Origin of the sequence: Paenibacillus sp. HWE-109, assembly GCF_022163125.1 — a bacterium.
Taxonomy (GTDB): Bacteria; Bacillota; Bacilli; order Paenibacillales; family NBRC-103111; genus Paenibacillus_E.
Window position 1 is genome coordinate 7,793,992 of the sequence record NZ_CP091881.1, and the last position, 21,013, is coordinate 7,815,004.

Sequence of the window (21,013 nt, forward strand, 5' to 3'; positions counted from 1 at the left end):
GGGGAAGGAAGGGATAGGGATGAGGGAAGAGGCGAATGGCCAAGAAATCAGCGGGGAATGCACGCCTGAGCAGTTGTTCCAGGAGTTGGAACAAGATCAAAGCGCTCAGCTGGATATGGAGCAGTTAGATCGCATCAAGGTCATGGTGAGAGAATACCAAGGCAGTATTAAATCCCATCTGACACAGCAGCAAAATAAGAAATCATCATGGGCGGACCGCTTGGCTGATAGAATTGCTACGTTTGGCGGAAGTTGGACGTTTATTGTTCTGTTTATTACATTTTTGGTCGTTTGGATGCTTGTTAATCTGATGAGTTTTGCCTTCGACAAACCGCCGTTCATCTTACTCAATTTGATTTTATCCTGTTTATCGGCATTTCAAGCGCCCGTAATCTTGATGAGTCAGAATCGCCAGGCAGCCAGAGACAAGCAGGAAGCTATTCTGGATTTCGCGATTAACTATCGGGCAGAGCAGGAGAATACCGAATTAAAAGTTTTATTGGAGCGTCTTGATCAGCGCATGGAAAGGCTGGAACAGCAAGCGTTGAATCGACATTCAACCAGCGAATAGCAGGGTACAGCACCTAATAATTCTTGGAAAAGTGTTTCACTATCAGACATGACGGGTAATAGACAACATAGCAAGAACAACAAAAATTAATAATAAAGAGAGGGTGTTTCCTATGTTGGGTTGGGCCATTATGTTTCTCATTATTGCACTTGTAGCCGGTGTTTTCGGATTTTTCGGGATTGTCTCAGCGGCAGTAGGGATTGCCAAAGTACTATTCTTTGTCTTCCTGATCATGTTCGTTGTATCCTTGATTTTCGGCAGACGCAGAAGTATTTAATTCCGTTTACCCTAGCTTCACCCTTATAAATAAAATGCGAAAGAGGAGGAATGATCATGAATACTTATACTAGAGTGAGTGTGACAGCGAATCTTCAAGAAGCACAGAATAAGGTGCAGCAACTGTACAGGGAAGGTTTCGAGAGAGACCATATCTACGTACTGACGCATAGTGCAGAAGGTACCGACTTCGTAGCTAATTACACAGGCGCTGAGCAGATTTCAATAGCGGAGGAAGGCGTGATTACGTCCATTGCGAATCTCTTCCGATCCCGCGGCGATGAGCTCCGGGCGAAGATGAAATCGCTGGGCGTGCCTGAAGTCGAAGCGAGCAGACTGGAAGGCGAGTTGGATAAGGGGAAGATCCTAGTCCTGGCGACCCCTTCGACAGAAGTGAATTCGTACAGTACCGAAGATTTCCAACGAACTATTTTATAAAATAGAACAAGAGGTTGCCTCAAAAGTCGAAAATGACTGCGAGGCAGCCTCTTTTGTTGTAGAGGCTGCTGGATAAAGGAAAGCCCTCACCGTCTCCGGTGAAGGAGTGGTCAGGGCTTCCAGTACGACGGTTATCGCCTGCTGCTTGTGTTCGATAAGGTTGGGAGCATCTTTTGATCCTTGACCATGGTTGAATGACAGATCGGACATTCCGGACTATCCGCGAATGAGAAGTTATCTCTCATCCAACATGAGCACTGCTCTGTGCTGCAGGTCCAGATGCTGGTTTCCTCTTCAGGAACAGGCTCCAACGATTTCTTTGAAAAGTACAATCGAACTCCTCCTTGTCATAGTAGACTCAGACTCGCAAGCAGTTTATCGCAATATGTGGTGAAGGACTACAGCTTGACTACATTTTCAGCTTGCGGTCCGCGGTTACCTTGAGTAACTTCAAATTGTACGCGTTCACCTTCGTCTAAGCTTTTGAAGCCTTCTCCCGTAATGGCGCTGAAGTGAACGAACACGTCTTTTCCGCCTTCCATTTCGATAAAACCAAACCCTTTTTCTGCATTAAACCATTTGACTGTACCTGTTTCCATGTAGACATAAACCTCCAACAATAATTTGTGCCTGCGCGTCTTGTCTTCGAGATCACATCGACTCGGACAGCTTGTTAACGCAGCTTTGATAATATATCCATTTAAAGGGAAGCTTATTCCAATTTCATCAAAAATTCTTTTTCTAATAAAAAAACCAAAGAAAAACTCCCCTTCAGAGGTCCGTAGACCTGAGGGGGAGCTTTCTTATAGATACTTCTATTGTCTTGTCAGATTGACGCTTTGCGTCTGATCGTCGAACACGATCTTGCAGCCCATCTGCTCCGCTATAAAGCGCAGTGGAACGAACGTGGAGCCATTCTTCAGGATAGCGGCGCTTTCCAGAGCAACTGTGGTGCCGTTAACTTGAGCCGATTTGCTGTTCAACGTGAACACAATGGTTTTCTCCGTCAGGTCGTCCTTGACGATGATTTGTTTGGCCGTATCATCCCATTTCACGGTTGCGCCCAACCGCTCAGAAAGGAAGCGAACCGGCAACATGGAGATGTTATCCTCATTAATGAACGGATGGCTCGCATCATAGAACGAGTATTCATCTGCATCATCATTGGTGCTCATCAACAAATGAATATCTTCTTTGGCTACTTGCAAATCATTTCTTAAAAGCGAGTAGGCTTGTGAATCTTTTTTGAAATAGTTAAGAATGGCACTGCCGTAGAAAGGTGCTTCGCTAAGATCCAGCGCATCGTCGGTGATGGCAATTGAAGCGGCTTTCACAGGCTTATTAACATTCCAGGTTTCATTGACGAATGTTAGTTTAACAGCACTTATCCCTGATTTTGCATCAGCAATAGGGAAAGAAAGCTCCGCATTGACTTTGCGGATTTGCTTGTCGCCATCGATGAATAAATCAGTTTTCAGCACCGTTTTATCGCTTAAGAAGGCTTTGACTTGATCATCTCGAATCGAAGAAAGCGAAGATTCCACATTCTGATTCCAGTCTTTGAGCACCTTCTGCAGCCCTTGTTGAATCGTTGTGTAAACGAATTCGACAGCTAGCGTTTTATTATCCAGGTAGGCCATCATCAAGTCAGGAAAAGGTGAGGCGAACTCATTCTCTGTAGCTGATCTTTTCATTTCTTCTTTAATGATTGGAGCGAGAACGTCATAAAGCTGTCCAATGAGTTCCTTCAATCCTTTGTCATCGGCGATGATGTTGGTTAGGAATGTTTTGAGGAGGCCGACAAGTTCGCTGCCCTTAATCTCCAAATGGAGTTTTTGCAAAGAAAGCGTCTCTTGGTACACTTGCTCCGAGACGGATGAGACGGCAATTTGACTTGGATTCGGCGCATTGGCAATGATGAATTTCAAGATGGCCGGTGACAGCGACTCGGCTTTATCCATGATTTGCTTCTGCATATCAGCTGTTAACGGACTTGGCATGGAGCCGCGCTCGGCGTCGGTTAAATCAAAGAAAATCGGTTGTTTGGCACCTTCGATTTGAAGGACAATCTGGGTCTCATCCAAGCTGGCTTGGAAAGGGATAGTCCCTTTGCTGTACGTGAGAGCACCGTTCACGGAGAGGTGCTGCTTGTCCTGCATAGCAACGTTAGTTAACTCTAGCTTCACATTCTTCAATGCGTTGAATATGGCTTTTTCATTGGCAGTAAACGCGGTTTGGTCCCCGGGAACAAGCTCCAATTGAAGAGATCCCCTGGATTCGCCGGACTTCACGGCTGCGCTATTTTGAAAGGCTTGTGAAACGTCTAATCCTTGTAGGTTCTGACAACCGGTTAGTGCAAACATCAGAATCACGAGTGAGGCGGATACCCACCAAGTCCATCTCTTTCTTTCCATCTCCGAATCTACTCCTTAAATATAATAGCTAATAAATAATAGCCGTGATAGATTATACGCGCTAATTGATAGAAAGATGCGGTTGAAGCAGTAAAATTATACAAATGGTGGGAAAGCGGACTTTGAGAAAAAAACTCGCACCACCTAGGTCAATAAGACCGATTAGGGGGCGCGAGTTTCTTTTCTAGGAAAGCAGGACGATCACCAAGAGCTCGAACAGAACTAAAGTCAAGATCTGGTTGTACTGGGCTGGTGTATAGATGGGTCTGTTCTGACCGTGATGATGACCATGTGATGTTACTTGAAGATAGACATGATGACCATCCAGATTAACCAGAACGCCTTCATACGTATGGCCGTCTAGGGTTGTAACACGAAGGGTACGACCGACGTGCGGATGCAGCGTGCCCATCAGCATATCTCTTTTTTGCATCAATTGGTGCTGCCAATTAGGATCTGATTGAAAAATAACATGAGGTTGGTTTGTATACATAACGCTCGCTCCTTCATTGCGCTGCTGCTCTGGGCAGCAGGCTGTTTGCCTAGTTCCTTACTAGACTATGCAGCAGCGCGAAAAGGGTGTAGGCGAACGCCCATGTTCCGTTAATTTAAATGGGCTAGTCACGTTTGATCGTGACGACACGCGTATCGTCATTGAAGGAAACGACGCCGCCGAGCTGCTCGGCGATGAAACGAATCGGCACGAACGTAGAGCTGTTATGAAGCGTTGCTGCACTTTCAAGATTAAGTGAGGAGCCATTTACACTAGCTGTTTTACTATCCAATTTCAGCACAATCGTTGCCCCGGATAGCAGATCCTTGATCGTAACTTGCTGCAATTCTCCGCTCCAGCCGACTTCAGCGCCGAGCTTTTCAGAAATGAAACGGACGGGAACCATTGTAACGCCGTCAGCATTGATAAATGGCTGCGGTGTATCCGTCACAGGACCCGTTGTAGCCAGGCTAACTTGCTTCTTCGTGATTTTCAAATCATTTTTGAGCAAGGTGTAGAGAAGTGATTGCTTATCCAGGTTGTTCAGGAAGCTATAGATAGCGGATGCTTCCGGGTTCACTTTCACCGCACCGCTGGAAATATCAATAGTTGCGGCTTTGGTTGGCTTGTTAATGTTCCAAGTTTCACTGACATAAGATAGTTTAAGGCCGGAGACGCCTGGCGTATTGGCAAGCGGCAAGTTCAGAGCAAGAGCTTGTTTGCGGACTTGTTTATCAGCATCAGCATAAATATCAGCTTGCAGCGCAGATTTTGCGTTGAACAGCGCTTGAATTGGCAGCGAGATTTGGTCAGCGGATGCATCTCCGGCAATCGCCGCGTTCAGAGAATCAGATGCCTTCTGCAGGAAGTCATGAACAGAAGGATACACCAAGCCTGCGGCTAACTGTTTGTTCCCGAGCAGCTTCAGGGTGAAATCGGCAGAACCATTCGTGATCTGTTCTTGAATAACTGGCGATAGAGCATCGTACAATTGATTGATCAAGTCTTTGAGGCCAGCTTCATCAGCTAGAATGTTCGCTAACAGTTTTTGGAGCAGAGCAGCCAGTTCAGTACCGCTAAGCTCGATATGTGCTTTCTGCAGAGCAAGATCTTCGCCGTTCACTTTGTCCGTAACGGATGTGACGGAGACACGGGTGGGATTGGCTGTATTCGCCAGAATAAGCCCGATAATCGCTGGCTTGATCTCGGCAATTTTACCGCCAAATTGTTCTTGCAGTGCTTTAGGCAGCAATTGAAGGAAAGAGACACTGGAACCGCCTAATAGATCAAACACAACCGGCTTCTTGGCGCCTTCGATGCTCAGCGCAATCTTGGTGCCTTCCGTCGCCAGCTTGAAAGGGATCTTTCCTTTGCTGTATGTAAGGGAACCATCGGCAGAAACATGTGCGGCATCTTCTGTTTTCACGTTAGTGAGTTCAATTTTCACATTTTGCAGTGCGCTGAGCGCCTTTTGTTCGTCCGCTGACAATTTAGAGATATCGCCAGGCAGGAATTCGAGTTGCAATGTTCCTTTGGATTCTGAGGACTTCACAGACCAGTCGTTTTTGATTACGCCACCAATGTCTAAGCCTTGTACGGTTTGGCAGCCTGTTAGTGTAATAAGCATGAGAGCAAGCAGTGAGGATACCCACCAAGTCAGTTTCTTTTTGTGCATGTGATGATCTACTCCTTATTTTTAATAGAAACATTTAGAAAAGACGTCGAAAGATTATACGCGAACTAGCAGAGAAGGATTCGGTGCAAGAAGTAAATTTTTTTGAACGAAACCTTTTATTCCCAGAAACGTCTATATGTAGGGGTGAACAATGCTTGTGTAACCAGTTTCTACTGGATAGCTGAGCTTACGTCTAGGAGGTGAAGTCTATGATGACCTTGTTTGCCATATGCTTTTTCGTAGGCCTTGTACTTACGATATTGATTACTTTCTTCGGTGGCGATTTCTTCGATTTACATGTCGATCACGGCGCAGCTCATGGCCATGGTGGTCCGTCCTTTTTTAATCTTTCTTCCATTTTGGCAAGTTTGACGGTATTCGGCGGTATGGGTTATATGCTGGGCAAAGTAGGGATGACAAGCGTTTTGCTCATCGTACTGATAGCAGTAGGGGCAGGTCTTTTCATAGGGTGGCTGTTCTTCCTGCTCTACGCCAAAGTCATCTATAAGCATGATCACAGTATGAAAGAGAGCGATTTTGATCTCAGCGGACAGTTAGGGAAGCTTTCAGTAGCTATTCACGGTACGGGTACCGGTGAGATGATGTTCGTCCTGCAAGGGACTACGCGTACATTAAGTGTCCGATCGGAGCAAGGGGAGTCGATCCCCAAAGGGGCGAAGGTAATTATCCTGCACGTAAACAAAGGCGTTGCTACGGTCACCAGATTTTCTGATTAGGTTAGCTAAGAATTTAGACAAACTGGAGGTAATTCATTTATGCTGACGATTCTGTATACGGTTGTTGCGATTGTGCTTGTCGTTTTTATCTTACTAGCTTCGATTGTTAGAGCCTACAAAAAAGTACCGCCGAATGAAGCGATGATCGTGTTTGGTTTGGGCGGCAAAAGAGTCGTACAGGGCGGAGGGACCTTCGTCATTCCTGGATTCCAGAGCTTCAAGACGATTTCTATGATGCTGATGAGCTTCGATGTGAAGCCGGATCAGCCGATGTTCTCTCAGCAAGGCATACGCCTGAAAATTGAAGCCGTAGCGCAGATCAAAATTCAAAGCGATCCTGTGGCAATTGGAACGGCCTCTGAACAGTTTCTAGATCACACGCTGCTCGAGCGGGAAATGATGATTCTGCATTCTGTAGAAGGACATCTGCGGGGGCTGGTCGGGCAGTTGACCGTCGAAGCGATTCTGAAGAATCCGGACGAGTTAAACAGTAAGATGAGGGAAACGTGCTCGGAGGATTTGGATAAAATGGGGCTGAGCCTTATATCCTTCGTACTCAAGCGGGTCGCGGACGATCAAGGCTACATCGAGAACTTGGGCGTGCCCGAGGTCGAACGCATTCGCAAAAGCGCCAGCATTGCCCGAGCTGAAGTCGAGCGGGATATTCAGATCCGTCAGGCGGATACCGAGAAGGAATCCGCCATTCGCAGAGCAGAAGCGCATCAGCTTAAGATCGAAGCGGAGAGCGCCGCATCCGCCAAGGAAGCGCAGTATCGCAAAGAGCTCAGCATGAAGGAAGCGGAGTTCAAGCAAGAGACGACGAGCCGTCAGGCGGAAGCGGATTTGGCTTATGAATTGAAGCAGAAGCAAATTCAGCAATCTCTCGTGACGGAGCAGGTGAAGATTCGGCAGATGGAAGCCGAAGCGAACAAGACGGTTCGGCAGATTGAAGTTGAGCTGAAGCAGAAGGAACTCGAAGCATCGGTCATTAAGCCGGCCGAAGCGGAGAAGCTGGCGGCCATTATGCGCGCTGAGGTGAACAAGCAGCGGCAAATTCTTGAAGCCGAGGCGGAAGCGGAGTCGACGCGCAAACGTGGCCAAGCGACGGCCGAGGCCGAGCTTGCCAAAGGGAAGGCGAACGCGGAAGTCGTTCGCTTGGCGGGGCTTGCGGAAGCGGAGGCATTGGAGAAGAAAGCCGAAGCCTATAAGCAGTACACGCAAGCAGCCGTCACCGTGGAAATCTTGCGCATTCTGCCGGAATTGGCGGAGAAAATTGCGGCTCCATTAAGCAACGTGGATAAGATAACGGTGATCTCGCAAGATGGCGCCACGTCAGGCGTCAACCGCATCACAGGCGACATTGCCAAGATGATCGCCCAAGTGCCGGAGATTACCCAGACGCTCACGGGCCAAAGCGTGACCGATCTCGCTCGCGCTTTCTTGGGGAAAGATATCGAACCTTTGGTTAGCAAGGAAAGTGAATAATAAGCATCGTAAATGTCTTCAGCCCAATGGGCTGAGGATTTTTTTGTTAGAAAAGAGTTAAGTTTGAAGCGGGATTTGTCGAATTACGCTACAATAGGACATATCGATGGCTAAGCGGAAATGCTTGTTAGTTGGACAGAAATGAGGAAGACATCATGCAGATTTACAAGAAGTTCTTACTTGATTTAATTCGTAATTACATCATTGGTTCCGGAGTAGCTGTCATCGTAGTTGGCGGCGTCATTATATCTACAACGCTTACCATTTCAGATGTAGAGATGGTTCGCATCTTTTTCATTATGATCAGTTCCTTATGCGTGATGATGTATGCCGAATTCCTCATGTTTCGCAGGCATATGAAGCCTATCCGGATGATGCTGGAGCAGGAGAAGCCCGACATTGCAACGATCCGTGAAGCTTATTTGCAAACCCACCGCTTTCCGGCGCTTTCTGTGAAACGGATTCTGGGGCCTCACTTCCTGGGACTTTCGATACCTGCGATAGCGATGGCTAGTTCCGCAATTGCCATGGGGTGGCTGTCGCTGCCAGCCTATTACATCGGGCTTGCCGGCATAGGCGCGATTCTTATTGCGAGTATGCATGCTTTACTTGAATTTTTCTCGACGGCGCAGGCCATTAGAGCTGTGCTTGTGCATATCCGTCAAGTAGGTCAGCGCTTGCACGGCGAAGATGTTTCTTTGGACGGGCGCGTGATTGTTTCGATACAGCGGAAGTTTCAGCTTAGCGCGTTCTTGATTGGCACGATGCCGCTCTTCCTTTTTAGTTTGGCGACGCAAATTCGTCTGATTTCACATTCATCGGATTTGACCGCGGATTATTGGAAATGGGCGGGCATTATTCTGCTGCTCGGTGTCGGCTTCTCCTCCTTGGGAGCCAGAATGCTGACCAGAGATATTCAACAGCCGATCAGCGATTTGCACAGAGCGATGAAGGAAGTCCAAGCCGGAGATCTTCAGGTAAGAGCTTCCGATTTATACTCCGATGAATTTTCACGGCTCGTTGCAGGTTTTAATCACATGGTCAAAGGGCTTGAAGCCCGCGAACAGATGAATAATCAGCTGCTGCAAAGCTATTACGCGACGCTTGCGGCCGCGCTCGATGCCAGAGATGCTTATACCGCGGGCCATTCGACGCGCGTTGCCCAATACTCGCTGATGATCGGACGGGCTGTTGCTTTGAGTGAAACGGAGCTGGATCTTCTGAATAAGACCGCGCTGCTCCATGATATTGGCAAAATCGGCGTGAGAGATGATGTTCTCCTCAAAGAAAGCCGGCTAACGGATGAGGAGTTCGAGAAGATCAAGCTTCATCCTGTCCTCGGGGAGTCGATTCTCAAACAGATCGAACCAGCTGAAGCGATGGCGCCTCTGCTGCCCGGCGTGCGCTCGCACCATGAGCGCTATGATGGCAAGGGATATCCGGACGGCCTGCAGGGCCAGGATATCCCGGAGTTCGGCCGCATCATCGCTGTGGCGGATGCGTTCGATGCCATGACTTCCGATCGTCCGTATCGGAAGGGGATGGCGGTCGAGAAGGCGCTAGCCATTCTCGCAGACGGCAAGGGGACCCAGTGGGATCCCCGGTTTGCGCAGGCTTTTATGGATGTTTATAAGCCATAGGGGCGAGTACTTCGCAAAAAGGCTGCCCACCAGGTTGAAAACCCTGTAGGCAGCCTTTTTGCGTAGCGTTATTGCTCGGTCAGATGGCCTCGAGTTGCCGTATTATCCGATAAATAACGGCCGACTTTATCGATCCATTCCTGTACGTAGTGATCCGTCGCCCATTGTGCCATGACGAGCTGTTCGCCCGGCTGCAGGTCTACGGATAACTGTGGGGCATTCCCTGGTGCTTGCGCGAAGGGATAGAAATTCAGCTTGCTCTGCTCGAAGATGACGAGCATGTCGTTCATCGGCGATGTTAAGACATCAGTCGCTTGCGGCCAGGACGCTTGGATGTCGCTCCATGAACAGCAGATTTCGTCGTGATTGACCACTTTGTCCGGCAGTTCGCGAGGGAAATCGTGCAGTAAGTAGCTGTCCGGTGCGGTGCTTCCGGCGCGCGGCGTTTCGGCAATTTTGCCGACCCAGCGGCCAGGTTCTCGTTGAACGGTCCAGCTTTGGCCGGAAATTTCAGTGGTAGGAGCGGCTGGGCCGCTTCGCACATTGGTAAATACATTGTTCAGGCTTGTGCCGTATAAATCGGTTATAGACACATGATTCTTGTCTACTGTCTTGTTATAGAACTGTAAGGTATGCCCTTCTTTCAGTTGTGGGAGCGTGCGCACCCAGACGCGATCGGCTTGATAAGGCGCAGAGCCACGCAGCACTTGTTCGGATTCGGCGATGGACACATATTGATTCCCTGCAAATAACAGTGTTTCTACCCGATTCAAATGTTCTTCGGGTTGATCAATGAACGTTTCCGGTTTCACAGGCTGGTCCGCCAAATGAGCAGATAAGTAGCGGAATTCATCTGTTTTCGTTTGATGGACGAGGGAATCGATCTTCCAGAAATTCTGCTTGTAGGGCATTAGAATACCTGGGCCCTCTGATGTTTTCTGCAACTGTCCGCGCACAGGGGCGATCAGCATGGTTCGGTAGGTGCTGTAAGGCAATCCTTTGGCAGAGCCTGCTGTCGCACTGACAGTAGGAGGATGCTCCGTCCTTAAACCGATCAAGAGTGCCGTGCTGATCGGAGACGGGGCGGAGCTAACGGATGCCGTCGTCATGATCGTGGCGTCCTGCGCAGGAGCTGCGTCGCTCTGTGTATGAATGCTGCTCCATGGAAAAAGGAGTAACGCTGCAGCGATAGCCCCCACTCCAGCGAAGCAAAGCAAGGGTTTTACCTTAGGTCTTGCACGTTCCTTGCGTTCAATCGCTTCCTCGATGTTGCGTTGAAGCTTGGAAGTAAAGCCGGGCTGCTCAAGCGGTCCTGATTCCAACTCCTTATGTAAGTCATCCGGATCAGGATTGTTCAAGCGCTTCACGCTCCTTCAAACTGATCACCTTGAGTCTGGCATGGTGAAGTCGGGATTTAACGGTTCCCTCCGAGATCTTGAGTATAGCGGCCATTTCTTTGGTCGTGAGCTGATGATGAGCATGCAAAATCAGAATTTCTCTATATTTCGGTGGCAGAGAAATCACTTTTTTCCATATATCACTCGCATATAGTTTCTCCATAGCCTCGGTTTCTGCCGAGTTGGTTGTGCCTGCGGATTGAATGAAGCCGACAAGCGTAACTTTGCGCCAGAATGCTTTACGTAGATAGTCGTAAGTCGTATTGCGGGTAATCGTTAATAGCCAGGTTTTCACCGAGGCTTCACCGCGGAATGTGGTAAGATTGCGATAAACTTTTAGGAAAGCATCTTGTGTAATATCATCGGCTAAATCCGAGTTTCGACAAATACTGAACGCATAATTCCATACGTCATTGCCGTAGGCTTCCATTAAATTGCGAAGGATTGCTTTCTCATCCGTTGTTTCGGATACGTACTTTAAATAATCAAACACATGGACACCGGTCGTCTCCATTCTCTCACCTCTCTGAATTAGACGCTTCAAGTGCAATAAAAGTTTGAAAAAAAACAAAAAAAATTCGGGTATTTTTGCGTATGTTTATATCATTCGGGAGCAGGCCGGCATATGGGTCGGAACTTGCGGCGTTGTTGGGAATTGGCAGAGGTCGAATGGTGGAGGAATTTCACTGCATGGAAGAGAATAAGAGAGATAACTTCTTTATCTGGGCTATAGGGTTCGGAGTTGTTGAGAAGAATCTACGATGAGTGGCAAAGGTGGTGGGCTTGTGGTTGCTTTTCTAAATTCGATTCGTTTTAAATTTCTAATTAGTTTCATTGCCTTGATCTTGTTGTTTATGGTATCAGCCGGTCTTTCTTATCGCATGGTGTCCTCTACGAAAATAAGTATGAATGAACAAACAACAAGTATGACGAATGAGAAGCTGGCTGAATCTTTAAAAGGGATGGTCGGTATTCTCTATAGCAATCAGGCGGATTTGATTATTAATAATAATAAAGAGGTTATTGACGAGTATAAGGCCAATACCCCGCCATTTTTCGACATGGTAGATCGCGTAGCAGCCTCAGCTCGAACCGATGAGGAAGGTCAGTGGGTTGGAGAGATTAAGAAGCAAAGTCTGCTGTATGTTGCGATGTTCGATAAAGTTGTTGCGATCTATAATAATCAGAACAACTACACCGCCCAGCAATTAAAGGCAGAATATAAAAAGGTAGATGATGAGACGGATGAGGCTAAAAATAGTATTTATGCGCTGACGGACAAGTTGATCATCTCGTATGATAAATCGAATGATGCCGCTGAAAATCAGCTGAATAACAGTATGTCACAGTTGGTTCTTACGCTCCTTATATCTAGTATAGCTGTTGTCATTATTGGTTTGGTATTGGCTTTCACGTTAGAGCGGATGATTACCAAACCCATCACGAGAGCGGCTGGATTCCTGCGTCGTGTTGCTGTTGGGGATTTGACTTCACGCTTGGAAGGAAAGATGAGCAAAGATGAGACGGGGCAATTGATGGATGCCTGCAATATCATGGTTGATCAGTTGAGAACCCTGCTTCATCAAGCAACAAGGAATGCCGATTCTGTTCAACAATCCGGGGATCAATTAGGTACCCAAGCTCGCCGAACGATCGTGGCAACAAGTGAAATTGCACAAGCTATACACGTGGTTGCGGAGGGAAATGCGGCGCAGGATCAAGGGGCAGCGGAAAGCGCCCGTGCCATGGAAGAGATGGCGTCAGGTATCCAGCGGATGGCAGAATCATCGGCAACGGTAGCAGCAGCTTCTGTGGAGGCCAAGGAAGATGCCGAACAGGGCCATATCGTTATTGGGCAATCGATCCAGCAAATGCTGCGAATCGAGTCGTCTGTGGAGGCTTCGACACAAATCATAGATCGTGTAGGAGACAGATCGCGGGAAATTCATCAGATCGTCGAGGTTATTACCGGCATTGCCTCGCAAACGAATTTACTTGCACTTAATGCTTCTATTGAAGCGGCAAGAGCGGGTGAACACGGCAAAGGATTTGCGGTGGTAGCTTCAGAGGTGAGGAAGCTCGCCGAGCAGTCCTTGCAGTCGACGTCACAAATTCATGCGATCATGAAAGGAATACAAGACGATGCGGGCGCATCCGTATCCTCGATGTATGAGGTTAGGGCAGAGGTACAGCAAGGTGTGAATCTGATGAAACAATCCGGGGATATGTTTGACGGTATTAGGCATGCAGTATCGCATATTTCAGATCAGGTGCAGGACTTATCAGCGGTTACGGAAGAAATGTCGGCCGGAGCCCAGGAAGTTGCCGCAACGATTGCTGATATGGCCGAGCAAGCCAAACAGTCCTCGCGGCAATCCCAAGCCATTGTGACCCATACGCAGGACCAACTCTTTGCGATGGAGGCGATAGATGGCTCCGTGGTTGATCTGACAGAGACGGCATCTGCCTTACAAAGAGTTGTGCAGCAATTTAAGATATAACGGGGGGATGATTTGCAAGGCTTGCCATTTGACCAACCGTTAAAGCTTTGTACCGCCAAAAGGTTTCGGAAATAAGAGCAGCCTCCCGCTCATTATCGTACTGGACAAGAATAGTGACTTCGGGGAGTTTCTTGGCTTTAGCGGGCAAGCTGTGCTCGTTTTTGAATAACCGACTGATTCCAAACCCTAGCAAGAAGCCCCCTATTCCGGTTAGGAGTCCCCAGATAATGGGCCCCCATGCGAGGACAAAACCGGCGCTAATCCCAATCACACTGCATGCCGTAGCACTAGCCAAACCAATCTCCACGGACTTGGCTGTCCGATCGAACCGCTGATCCACGATATTAATGGATTTATCGGCATCAATATCCATGAGAACGGGGGTTATTCGGCTGCGAGAAATACCGTTATGTTCAAGTATGCTTAGAGCTTGTTCCAACTCAATGGAATGTTCAAAAGTACCTATCATCCACAAGGGGGGATTGCCTCCGGTATTGTTAATGGATTGCGGGTTCGGTTGGAGATAATGATCCGTTAAGTAGTTCCTTTGCTCAAGGCGAAATAAGCGATTCTGTTCAATGGCACTCGTATAGGAATGGAAGATAGCCCCCCCTAGTACAGAGGGCATGAACATGAGCCACTGAGGATGCAGAATACTGGCCACGAGCCGGTTATTTCCTAAGATCAAAGCATGCAGCGCTTCATAAAAGTGGGAGAAGGTTATATAAATCCACCACCAGAAAACGCCATAAAAGCCAAGCCAAATATGTTTATTGTACAGATGTCCGAGACCGGGGAAAATCAATGCGCATATGGCGGCAGTCAGGGGTCTTTTTTTCTCAAGGAATTGGATGCCTGTGGAACGCATCAGTTGTACAGGAAAGCGGGCGTTCTCTAAAATAGCTAATTCATAATGCTTATTTGTTTCAATCGCACAGCGATAACTATCCCAAATAGCAAAGAAATAAATAATCATATAACCGTATAGCCACAACGGATTAAGCACTTGCTTGGCCATGGAGAAATTGCCGGAAAAGGAATAGACCATGGCCAAATTGATAGATGCTAACGAATTGATGATGACCTCGGAAAGGGTTAGAAGCACACCTACGGCATTTTTGTACATAAGCAGGTGACCAAATCCTGGAAAGGATGCCGACCACCAGGCAATGAGATAGGGATTGCGCCGCTGAGTATAGATAATGTCAAACCTTCTTACAGAGGCCAGTCCCCATCGGGGGGCGGAATTTGCTGCCATAATCTACCCATCCTTTTCGCTGCTGTACTCGTTTGAGGTAGTATGTAAATAAATGGTTTTTATTATGCGATAAGCTTGTTGAAAGTTTGCTAATGGAATGTCTTGACAATAAGAGGTCCTAACACGCAATATGAAGATAGGACACTGCGTCAAGATCAGGTCCTTCAGAGAGGAAGAGCATCATGAATTTCGTCGAGCATATCATGGATCACTTACGATCTGGACAAGTTAACAATTATCCGCAGCCGATTGCATTGAATTTGGGCTTAGCTTACACGGTTAAACTCGAAGACAGAAAGACGAATCTAATTTGGCTGCCTTTCGAATATACGGGACTTGCTTATGTAGATACGGGGCAATTGGTCAATGTTCATCCCTACTATAGAGGTGTAATTATTGAAGATATTGAACTCTCACGCGGGTCGGATCTGCATAAACCGCAAACCGAAGAAGCGTTCATCAAAGCGATTTTCATCAAGAGCTGGGAGTTTCATCAGCTGCTGCAAAATGGGAAATACACGGATTTGCAAGGGAATTCTGTGGATTTCTTGACGAAAATGTTATACATCGCAGATTGGCTGCGCTATTATAATTCGGCAATAACCGTTGGAGCGGGCAAGCGGCTCGGCTAACCAAGAAAAGGACCAACCTTCGTGTGAAGGTTGGTCCTTTTCTTGCCTATCCCAGCTTGCGCCGCCGTTCTTTGCGCAGCAAATAAAGGAAGTAGGGCGCGCCGATGACGGCCGTCATGATTCCCACGGGTACCTCCCGTGGGATGATGAGGACCCGCCCGAGCAAGTCGCCCAGGAGCATCAAGTCCGCTCCGATCAGCGCTGCGAGCGGGATCAGCCACTGATGCCGGCCGCCGACGAGGCTTCGCGCAATGTGCGGGGCGATCAGGCCGACGAAGCCGATCGCTCCCACCGCGGACACGGAGATGCCCGCGAGAGCAACGGCGAGCAGCAGCAGCCAGAAGCGCTGCTTCGCGATATGCAGCCCAAGCGAAGCGGTGATGTCATCGCCAAGCTGGAAGATGTTCAGCTTGGCGTAGTTCGCCCACACGAGCGGAATCAGCACGGCGATCCATGGCAGCAGGGAGTACACATCGTGCCAGCTCCGGCTCCACAGGCTGCCGGACAACCACAGCAGCGCCATGTTAATGTCGCTGGGGTGTCTTACGATTAAGTACTGGGTGCCAGCCTGGAACACCGTTCCAATGGCCACACCAACCAGGGCAAGAGACGAAGGGCGCAGCGTCAAGCGCCGGCTAAGCAGCAAGAGCAGGAGGAACGCCAGCAGGGCTCCTCCAAAAGCGGCAATCGGCAGCAAATAGCTGGGCGATTTGGGAAACAGGAAGATGACGGCCGCAGCCATCAAGCCGGCTCCCTTGGTGATGCCGATGACATCGGGGCTGGCGAGCGGATTTCGGACAATGCTTTGCAGAATGGCTCCGCCAACAGCTAAACCGAAGCCAGCCAAGATGCCAACCAAGATGCGTGGCAACCGCACCTGATGAATAATGAAATAGGAGGGATGCTTGGCATCCACAAGTGCGGGCCAAACATCCCGGTACGGGATACGTACGGCTCCTACATGTGCATAAATGAAGGCTAATCCAATCAGGATGGCTAAGGCAACCAATAAGGGCAGCACTCTTTTTCCTACTGTCCATGCGGATCGTTTCATCGTGCTCCCCCTTGCTTACGCGCTAAGTAGATGAAGTAAGGAGCTCCGATCGCGGCTGTCACAATGCCGACGGGAGATTCGAACGGAAAAGCGATGAAGCGGCTGAGAAAGTCCGCATACAACAGGAGAACTCCGCCGAGCAAGGCGGTAAGAGGTCCTAGAACCGCCAAATTCGTGCCGACCAAAGCGCGAGCAATATGCGGCACAATCAGGCAAACAAAACCAATTGGCCCGCATAGAGCAACGGCTGAGCCTGCGAGAACGATAACGAGCAGAATACTGATGCCGCGCACGAAGTGGATGCGGCCGCCTATGCCTGTGGCAATTTCGTCATCCAGCAGCAGCATCCTAAGGGAAGGGAGCATGAGGCTGAACAAGAGCACGCCGCCGACAAAGAAAGGCAGGATAAGCCGAACTTCCGTCCAGGCAGATTGGTTCAAAGAACCGACAAGCCAGAAGATCATACTGTCCGTCGCCTGTTGATTCATAATGATGAATCCTTCAGTAAGCGAGGACATCAGGAAATGAATCGTAATTCCGGCAAGCGCCAAGCGCACATATTGCTTATTCCCCGTACCAGCGAGCGACCAAACCAGCAAGGCCCCTAGCGCCGCGCCAACAAAAGCGAATCCGATTAACCCGAAATTCCCGAAATGAGGGACGGCAACCAAGCCAACCACGACGGCCAAGGCAGCACCGGCATTAATGCCGAAGATATGTGGCGAAGCCAACGGGTTCTTCGTGGTGAGTTGGGTAAGCAAGCCAGCCAAAGCAAGCTGAATCCCGACAAGACATGCCATTATGGCTCGAGGCAGACGCAGGGTCTGAATGTACAGATGGGCCTTGTCATTGCCCTGATAGGTAATGGCTTCAAATAACGTCCGCCAGGAAACTTGCGATTGGCCCCATTTTAAACTGCACAGAATGCCGATCAGCATCAGAAGGATGGAGGCAGAAAAAAGGAAGAGCAGAGGCCGTGTGCGGCTCTGCTTCTTATCACTATATCCCATTGGATTATTGCCCCAAATTCTTCACGAGGTCTTCAAGAATTTTCTCGGATCCGAGCATTCCGCGAGACAGGGACCAGTCGCGTCTCTCGACGGTGTAAACTTTTTTGTTCGCTACGGCATCAATTTTTTGCCAAAGCGGGTTTGTCTCCCACTGTTTAACAATCGTTTCTTTTTCCGTCGGAAGCAAGAATAGCACTTGAGGATTAGCCTCGGCTAACTGCTCCAACGTGATTTGCGGATAAGCGGCAGCATTTTTCACCGGGTCTGTGTAGCCAAGCATCGCCAGGAATGATCCACTGTAGGCATGGTCGGAATGGGCGAAGAATCCTTTTGGATTCACAACCGCAGGCAGTACGCGCAGATTCGTAGATCCCAGTTTCTTTTTCAAAGTTTCAACCGTTGCTTGATGCTCAGCCATCCGTTTTTTGCCTTCTTCTTCTTTCCCAACTGCTTTGGAGATGATCGCGACGTTCTTCAACATTTGATTGTAGTCTGCTTGGAAATCATCCAGTACCAGCACAGGAGCAATGCCTTTTAATTGCGGAATCGCATTTTTATGTTTATTGATATCGACGATAATAAGATCAGGTTTGAGCGAGCTAATCAATTCAATGTTCGGCTCATAGCGGGAGCCTACGGATGTGTATGTCCCTAATTTGCTTTTGACAGAGTCCATGAATAAATCAGGGCTGCTATCATCCGCTACACCAACAGGCTGTATGCCGATGGAAACCAGAATATCGGTAAAGCCAAACTCCATGGCGATGATTCGCTCTGGTTTTTTGGGCAGCTCAAGGGTGCCTGCCGCATCTTGAACGGTAATTTTGCCGCTTGCCGGGGTTGCAGGCTGTGTGCTAGCTGCAGGTGTCGTTGTTGAGGCAGCTGATGCATTATTGGTCGTTTTGCCACAAGCGGCAAGGCTTATAGCAAATACGCTAATCAGTGCGATAAAGAGTAGATGGGTGATTCGTTTTTTCATTGGTGTGATTCCCTCTGTGACAATGATTATTATTCTCATTGGGAATCATACCGAATATTCCATACTAAGAACATGTCTATGATGCAGATTAGACATGTCTTATTATTAGATTTCTTTTTGCTTGATGAGAAAAGTCCGAGGCGACATGCCCGTCCTTTTTTTAAACACTTTGCTGAAATGGAAATAATCCATAAAACCAACCCGTTGCGCCACTTCTTTGGCGAGTAAATCGGTTTGTTGAAACATTTTTTGCGCTTTCTCAATACGTAAATCATAAAGGTAATCCATGAGGGTAGTTCCGGTATGCTTTTTGAAAAGAACGGTAAAATAGCCCACACTCATGGCGGCGCGTCTAGCCAGCATGGGGAGTGAAAGCTCAACCATATAGTGCTCATTGATATAGGAGAGGGTCTCCTCAATCGAAACGGAAGCTGGTTTCTTCTCTTCCGTGAGGTGAGATTCGTAGAGGTATATGAACAGAATACGTTCGAGCATCATGCGTTTGCGAACTTGGTGAGCGGCTTCTTCGTCCGCAGTCAGCGGATGGATTTCATGCGTTGTACGCAAAAGTTCATCAATCATATAATGAATTTTATATTCGCTTAAGGTGGTCAGAGGACCGCGGAGGGACCAGAGATGATCTTCAGGCAGCATGCGATAGGTGATGAGCGTATAGTCCGCTGCTCTTGTTTTGGGCACTTGGATCGTGAAGGCGCCAAGTTCGGAATGGAACGCGTAAGCTTGCGCGCAAACGATCGGCTCCTGATCCTGCATAAGGATTTGCACATGCCCGCTGCGTACAATAAGAAGCTGATAATGATGGAGCGGGCATTCATATGTCTGGGAGGACGTATTGGCTTCAATATGTGCCATAAGCGGAATAATTGAGATGAGTTGATGAAAATTCATGATCAAGATCTCCTTTCCTTAACAGCCTATTGTCTGATAGTGACACATAGTTCCAAGATTCGTCAATCGGCCAAAGGGGCCGGAAGCTTGGTGTAACAACGTCTATACGGCTATAGTCCCGAATTCTTTAGTCCTTGACCTGAAGGCCTCACTAGGCTTAAAGCCCGTTCTCAAAGATATATAGAAGGTTTATCCTAGAGAATGGCGCCTGTTCGTGCCTAATAAACTTATGGAGAAGCGGAGAATGAAGGATGCGGCAATGGAAAAAATGGATCGTTTTGGCAACAATTTGTTGCGTAATGACAATTGGTGTCGGACCAGGAAAGAGTGAAGCAGCGGGCCTTACAGATGTGAAAGGACACTGGGCAGAGCAAACAATTAGCCAAATGGTGCAGCAAGGCCTGCTGGACGGATTCCCGGATGGGACTTTTCGACCAGATGAATCGGTTACGGCTGACCAATTTGTGAAAATTGTTTTGCTCGCTTTTACAGATATATATCCAAATGGAGAACGGAAATGGAAAACGAGCTTTACGCAATCCTTAAGCGCAAGCAATCAAAGTATTCTACAGCAGGACTACCGGGATTTCACATTTAAACCGAATACGGTCGGATATTGGGCTAAGCCCTATCTAGATTTAGCCAGCGATCTTCATTTTATAAGCAAAGGCCAGTTTACGGATTATAAAGCCAAGCTCAAACGTGAAGATGTGGCGGAAATACTGTACTATTTGCTCAAGGAAACCGAGTATTTGGAGGATGAAGTCTATAGTCTTAAAGCGGCTTCCAAGTTCGGTGATCTCCAAAGTGCGACATCCAGGCAGCAGAAATTCATCGGTGAAGTGATGACCAAGGGCATTATGGAAGGATATCCGAACGGGTACTTCGGTGTAGGGCGTTATGTGACTCGTGCGGAAGCCTTGCAAATCATTACGCGCTTGCAGACGAAGTCTAAGCGGATTAATGTCGTTAACGAGAACGGATTCATCAAGGTTGTTCCTACGAAAGATGGCAGCTACAAGAAGCTGATATTCCCGGATGAGCGTATGCTCAAAGCCTATGAAGTGATGGAACAAGCAGGGAAGCTGCGCGGTACGAACTACGATCTGGAAGAAACAACGCTGCGACTTTTCCGCGATGCGGAAGCCAAGGCTACGGGGTTGAAAGGAGCAACGACAGCAGAGCGGAATAGCAATGAGGCTTCCTTATGGTTGGATCCGCAATTTTCGACCTACGGTGTAACCGTGCACCTGGAAGACGGAACGCTGGCGCGAAATATGGAGAGCGTGCGGATGTTTACGGATTACTTATTTGGCTATGATGCGGATATCTTCTATCGACACTTCACAGAAGCTTGTCAGTTGGCGGCAGCGAAGGGAGTATTCGAAACGGGCACGAAACAGATCGGCAGCTACTCCGTTGAAACAAGGCTGGAATCGGATGGCAAGACGATCATTTTCTCCATTATCCATAATTAGAACAAGATTGGGCTGTACATACAAGTGAGGCGAAAAAACTTTATATTCCCACCATCTAGATAACAT

22 protein-coding genes are annotated in these 21,013 nt (G+C 48.2%); 9 read left to right on the forward strand and 13 right to left on the reverse strand.

The window, feature by feature from the left end; translation table 11 throughout:
* Nucleotides 1-19 precede the first annotated feature (19 nt).
* The 3 genes from LOZ80_RS33550 to LOZ80_RS33560 all read left to right on the forward strand — a co-directional run bounded on the left by LOZ80_RS33550 (nt 20) and on the right by LOZ80_RS33560 (nt 1,285).
* Entirely contained in the window at nt 20-571 is a 552-nt protein-coding gene (locus LOZ80_RS33550; protein ID WP_238168580.1) for a DUF1003 domain-containing protein, read from the forward strand.
* A gap of 112 nt (nt 572-683) precedes the next feature.
* Nucleotides 684-848 (forward strand): DUF1328 domain-containing protein, encoded by a 165-nt coding sequence (locus tag LOZ80_RS33555; protein ID WP_079411004.1) that lies wholly within the window; start codon nt 684-686, stop codon nt 846-848.
* Between the two features lie 56 nt (nt 849-904).
* On the forward strand, nt 905-1,285 hold the full coding sequence (locus LOZ80_RS33560) for a YflT domain-containing protein (protein WP_238168581.1): 381 nt from the start codon (nt 905-907) through the stop codon (nt 1,283-1,285).
* On the opposite strand, the gene LOZ80_RS33565 is transcribed toward LOZ80_RS33560, so the two are convergent.
* From LOZ80_RS33565 to LOZ80_RS33590, 6 genes are all read right to left on the reverse strand, one after another.
* Nucleotides 1,280-1,495 carry a hypothetical protein gene (locus LOZ80_RS33565; RefSeq protein ID WP_238173242.1) on the reverse strand — a complete coding sequence of 72 codons (216 nt, stop codon included), beginning with the start codon at nt 1,493-1,495 and terminating at the stop codon, nt 1,280-1,282. The genes LOZ80_RS33560 and LOZ80_RS33565 overlap by 6 nt on opposite strands.
* Nucleotides 1,417-1,617, reverse strand: coding sequence for a cold-shock protein (locus tag LOZ80_RS33570; RefSeq protein WP_238168582.1), 201 nt, complete (start codon nt 1,615-1,617; stop codon nt 1,417-1,419). Before LOZ80_RS33570 ends, LOZ80_RS33565 begins: the two co-directional genes overlap by 79 nt.
* Before the next feature lie 66 nt (nt 1,618-1,683).
* Complete coding sequence (locus LOZ80_RS33575; protein ID WP_079410998.1) at nt 1,684-1,884, reverse strand: cold-shock protein; 201 nt, start codon at nt 1,882-1,884, stop codon at nt 1,684-1,686.
* Between the two features lie 216 nt (nt 1,885-2,100).
* Entirely contained in the window at nt 2,101-3,699 is a 1,599-nt protein-coding gene (locus LOZ80_RS33580; protein ID WP_238168583.1) for a copper amine oxidase N-terminal domain-containing protein, read from the reverse strand.
* 184 nt (nt 3,700-3,883) lie between these two features.
* Entirely contained in the window at nt 3,884-4,192 is a 309-nt protein-coding gene (locus LOZ80_RS33585; protein WP_238168584.1) for an LSm family protein, read from the reverse strand.
* A gap of 124 nt (nt 4,193-4,316) precedes the next feature.
* Complete coding sequence (locus LOZ80_RS33590; protein ID WP_238168585.1) at nt 4,317-5,867, reverse strand: copper amine oxidase N-terminal domain-containing protein; 1,551 nt, start codon at nt 5,865-5,867, stop codon at nt 4,317-4,319.
* Between the two features lie 209 nt (nt 5,868-6,076).
* On the opposite strand from LOZ80_RS33590, the gene LOZ80_RS33595 reads away from it, so the two are divergent.
* From LOZ80_RS33595 to LOZ80_RS33605, 3 genes are all read left to right on the forward strand, one after another.
* On the forward strand, nt 6,077-6,604 hold the full coding sequence (locus LOZ80_RS33595) for an NfeD family membrane protein (RefSeq protein WP_238168586.1): 528 nt from the start codon (nt 6,077-6,079) through the stop codon (nt 6,602-6,604).
* Between the two features lie 39 nt (nt 6,605-6,643).
* Nucleotides 6,644-8,089, forward strand: coding sequence for a flotillin family protein (locus LOZ80_RS33600; RefSeq protein ID WP_238168587.1), 1,446 nt, complete (start codon nt 6,644-6,646; stop codon nt 8,087-8,089).
* 155 nt (nt 8,090-8,244) lie between these two features.
* Nucleotides 8,245-9,729, forward strand: coding sequence for an HD-GYP domain-containing protein (locus tag LOZ80_RS33605; protein WP_238168588.1), 1,485 nt, complete (start codon nt 8,245-8,247; stop codon nt 9,727-9,729).
* 68 nt (nt 9,730-9,797) lie between these two features.
* On the opposite strand, the gene LOZ80_RS33610 is transcribed toward LOZ80_RS33605, so the two are convergent.
* The gene (locus LOZ80_RS33610; RefSeq protein WP_238168589.1) at nt 9,798-11,087 is read right to left on the reverse strand and encodes a hypothetical protein; all 1,290 of its coding nucleotides are present in this window, start codon (nt 11,085-11,087) and stop codon (nt 9,798-9,800) included.
* Nucleotides 11,074-11,640, reverse strand: a complete 567-nt coding sequence (locus LOZ80_RS33615; protein ID WP_189012484.1) for an RNA polymerase sigma factor — start codon at nt 11,638-11,640, stop codon at nt 11,074-11,076. Before LOZ80_RS33615 ends, LOZ80_RS33610 begins: the two co-directional genes overlap by 14 nt.
* Nucleotides 11,641-11,887: 247 nt before the next feature.
* Here LOZ80_RS33615 and LOZ80_RS33620 point away from each other — a divergent pair, with 247 nt between their 5' ends.
* Complete coding sequence (locus tag LOZ80_RS33620) at nt 11,888-13,627, forward strand: methyl-accepting chemotaxis protein (protein WP_238168590.1); 1,740 nt, start codon at nt 11,888-11,890, stop codon at nt 13,625-13,627.
* Here LOZ80_RS33620 and LOZ80_RS33625 read toward each other — a convergent pair.
* Nucleotides 13,617-14,885 (reverse strand): hypothetical protein, encoded by a 1,269-nt coding sequence (locus LOZ80_RS33625; RefSeq protein ID WP_238168591.1) that lies wholly within the window; start codon nt 14,883-14,885, stop codon nt 13,617-13,619. The two genes, LOZ80_RS33620 and LOZ80_RS33625, sit on opposite strands and share 11 nt — an antisense overlap.
* Before the next feature lie 182 nt (nt 14,886-15,067).
* Here LOZ80_RS33625 and LOZ80_RS33630 point away from each other — a divergent pair, with 182 nt between their 5' ends.
* Nucleotides 15,068-15,517 (forward strand): hypothetical protein, encoded by a 450-nt coding sequence (locus LOZ80_RS33630; RefSeq protein ID WP_238168592.1) that lies wholly within the window; start codon nt 15,068-15,070, stop codon nt 15,515-15,517.
* 46 nt (nt 15,518-15,563) lie between these two features.
* Here LOZ80_RS33630 and LOZ80_RS33635 read toward each other — a convergent pair whose 3' ends face one another.
* The 4 genes from LOZ80_RS33635 to LOZ80_RS33650 form a co-directional block, all read right to left on the reverse strand.
* A complete protein-coding gene (locus tag LOZ80_RS33635; protein WP_238168593.1) occupies nt 15,564-16,571 on the reverse strand; it encodes a FecCD family ABC transporter permease in 1,008 nt (335 codons plus the stop codon).
* Nucleotides 16,568-17,581: a FecCD family ABC transporter permease gene (locus LOZ80_RS33640; protein ID WP_238168594.1), complete on the reverse strand. Its 1,014-nt coding sequence runs from the start codon at nt 17,579-17,581 to the stop codon at nt 16,568-16,570. The genes LOZ80_RS33635 and LOZ80_RS33640 overlap by 4 nt, the downstream gene beginning before the upstream one ends.
* Nucleotides 17,582-17,585: 4 nt before the next feature.
* The gene (locus LOZ80_RS33645) at nt 17,586-18,560 is read right to left on the reverse strand and encodes an ABC transporter substrate-binding protein (protein WP_238168595.1); all 975 of its coding nucleotides are present in this window, start codon (nt 18,558-18,560) and stop codon (nt 17,586-17,588) included.
* A 105-nt stretch (nt 18,561-18,665) separates the two neighbouring features.
* Complete coding sequence (locus tag LOZ80_RS33650) at nt 18,666-19,469, reverse strand: helix-turn-helix domain-containing protein (protein ID WP_238168596.1); 804 nt, start codon at nt 19,467-19,469, stop codon at nt 18,666-18,668.
* Between the two features lie 251 nt (nt 19,470-19,720).
* Between LOZ80_RS33650 and LOZ80_RS33655 the strand changes: the two genes are divergently transcribed.
* Nucleotides 19,721-20,947 carry an S-layer homology domain-containing protein gene (locus LOZ80_RS33655; RefSeq protein ID WP_238168597.1) on the forward strand — a complete coding sequence of 409 codons (1,227 nt, stop codon included), beginning with the start codon at nt 19,721-19,723 and terminating at the stop codon, nt 20,945-20,947.
* Nucleotides 20,948-21,013: the final 66 nt, after the last annotated feature.

Coding starts and splice junctions, on each gene's coding strand:
- LOZ80_RS33550 (WP_238168580.1), top strand. CDS start 20: ATGAGGGAAGAGGCGAATGGCCAAGAAATCAGCGGGGAATGCACGCCT.
- LOZ80_RS33555 (WP_079411004.1), top strand. CDS start 684: ATGTTGGGTTGGGCCATTATGTTTCTCATTATTGCACTTGTAGCCGGT.
- LOZ80_RS33560 (WP_238168581.1), top strand. CDS start 905: ATGAATACTTATACTAGAGTGAGTGTGACAGCGAATCTTCAAGAAGCA.
- LOZ80_RS33565 (WP_238173242.1), bottom strand. CDS start 1,495: ATGTCCGATCTGTCATTCAACCATGGTCAAGGATCAAAAGATGCTCCC.
- LOZ80_RS33575 (WP_079410998.1), bottom strand. CDS start 1,884: ATGGAAACAGGTACAGTCAAATGGTTTAATGCAGAAAAAGGGTTTGGT.
- LOZ80_RS33580 (WP_238168583.1), bottom strand. CDS start 3,699: ATGGAAAGAAAGAGATGGACTTGGTGGGTATCCGCCTCACTCGTGATT.
- LOZ80_RS33585 (WP_238168584.1), bottom strand. CDS start 4,192: ATGTATACAAACCAACCTCATGTTATTTTTCAATCAGATCCTAATTGG.
- LOZ80_RS33590 (WP_238168585.1), bottom strand. CDS start 5,867: ATGCACAAAAAGAAACTGACTTGGTGGGTATCCTCACTGCTTGCTCTC.
- LOZ80_RS33595 (WP_238168586.1), top strand. CDS start 6,077: ATGATGACCTTGTTTGCCATATGCTTTTTCGTAGGCCTTGTACTTACG.
- LOZ80_RS33600 (WP_238168587.1), top strand. CDS start 6,644: ATGCTGACGATTCTGTATACGGTTGTTGCGATTGTGCTTGTCGTTTTT.
- LOZ80_RS33605 (WP_238168588.1), top strand. CDS start 8,245: ATGCAGATTTACAAGAAGTTCTTACTTGATTTAATTCGTAATTACATC.
- LOZ80_RS33615 (WP_189012484.1), bottom strand. CDS start 11,640: ATGGAGACGACCGGTGTCCATGTGTTTGATTATTTAAAGTACGTATCC.
- LOZ80_RS33620 (WP_238168590.1), top strand. CDS start 11,888: ATGAGTGGCAAAGGTGGTGGGCTTGTGGTTGCTTTTCTAAATTCGATT.
- LOZ80_RS33625 (WP_238168591.1), bottom strand. CDS start 14,885: ATGGCAGCAAATTCCGCCCCCCGATGGGGACTGGCCTCTGTAAGAAGG.
- LOZ80_RS33630 (WP_238168592.1), top strand. CDS start 15,068: ATGAATTTCGTCGAGCATATCATGGATCACTTACGATCTGGACAAGTT.
- LOZ80_RS33635 (WP_238168593.1), bottom strand. CDS start 16,571: ATGAAACGATCCGCATGGACAGTAGGAAAAAGAGTGCTGCCCTTATTG.
- LOZ80_RS33640 (WP_238168594.1), bottom strand. CDS start 17,581: ATGGGATATAGTGATAAGAAGCAGAGCCGCACACGGCCTCTGCTCTTC.
- LOZ80_RS33645 (WP_238168595.1), bottom strand. CDS start 18,560: ATGAAAAAACGAATCACCCATCTACTCTTTATCGCACTGATTAGCGTA.
- LOZ80_RS33650 (WP_238168596.1), bottom strand. CDS start 19,469: ATGAATTTTCATCAACTCATCTCAATTATTCCGCTTATGGCACATATT.
- LOZ80_RS33655 (WP_238168597.1), top strand. CDS start 19,721: ATGCGGCAATGGAAAAAATGGATCGTTTTGGCAACAATTTGTTGCGTA.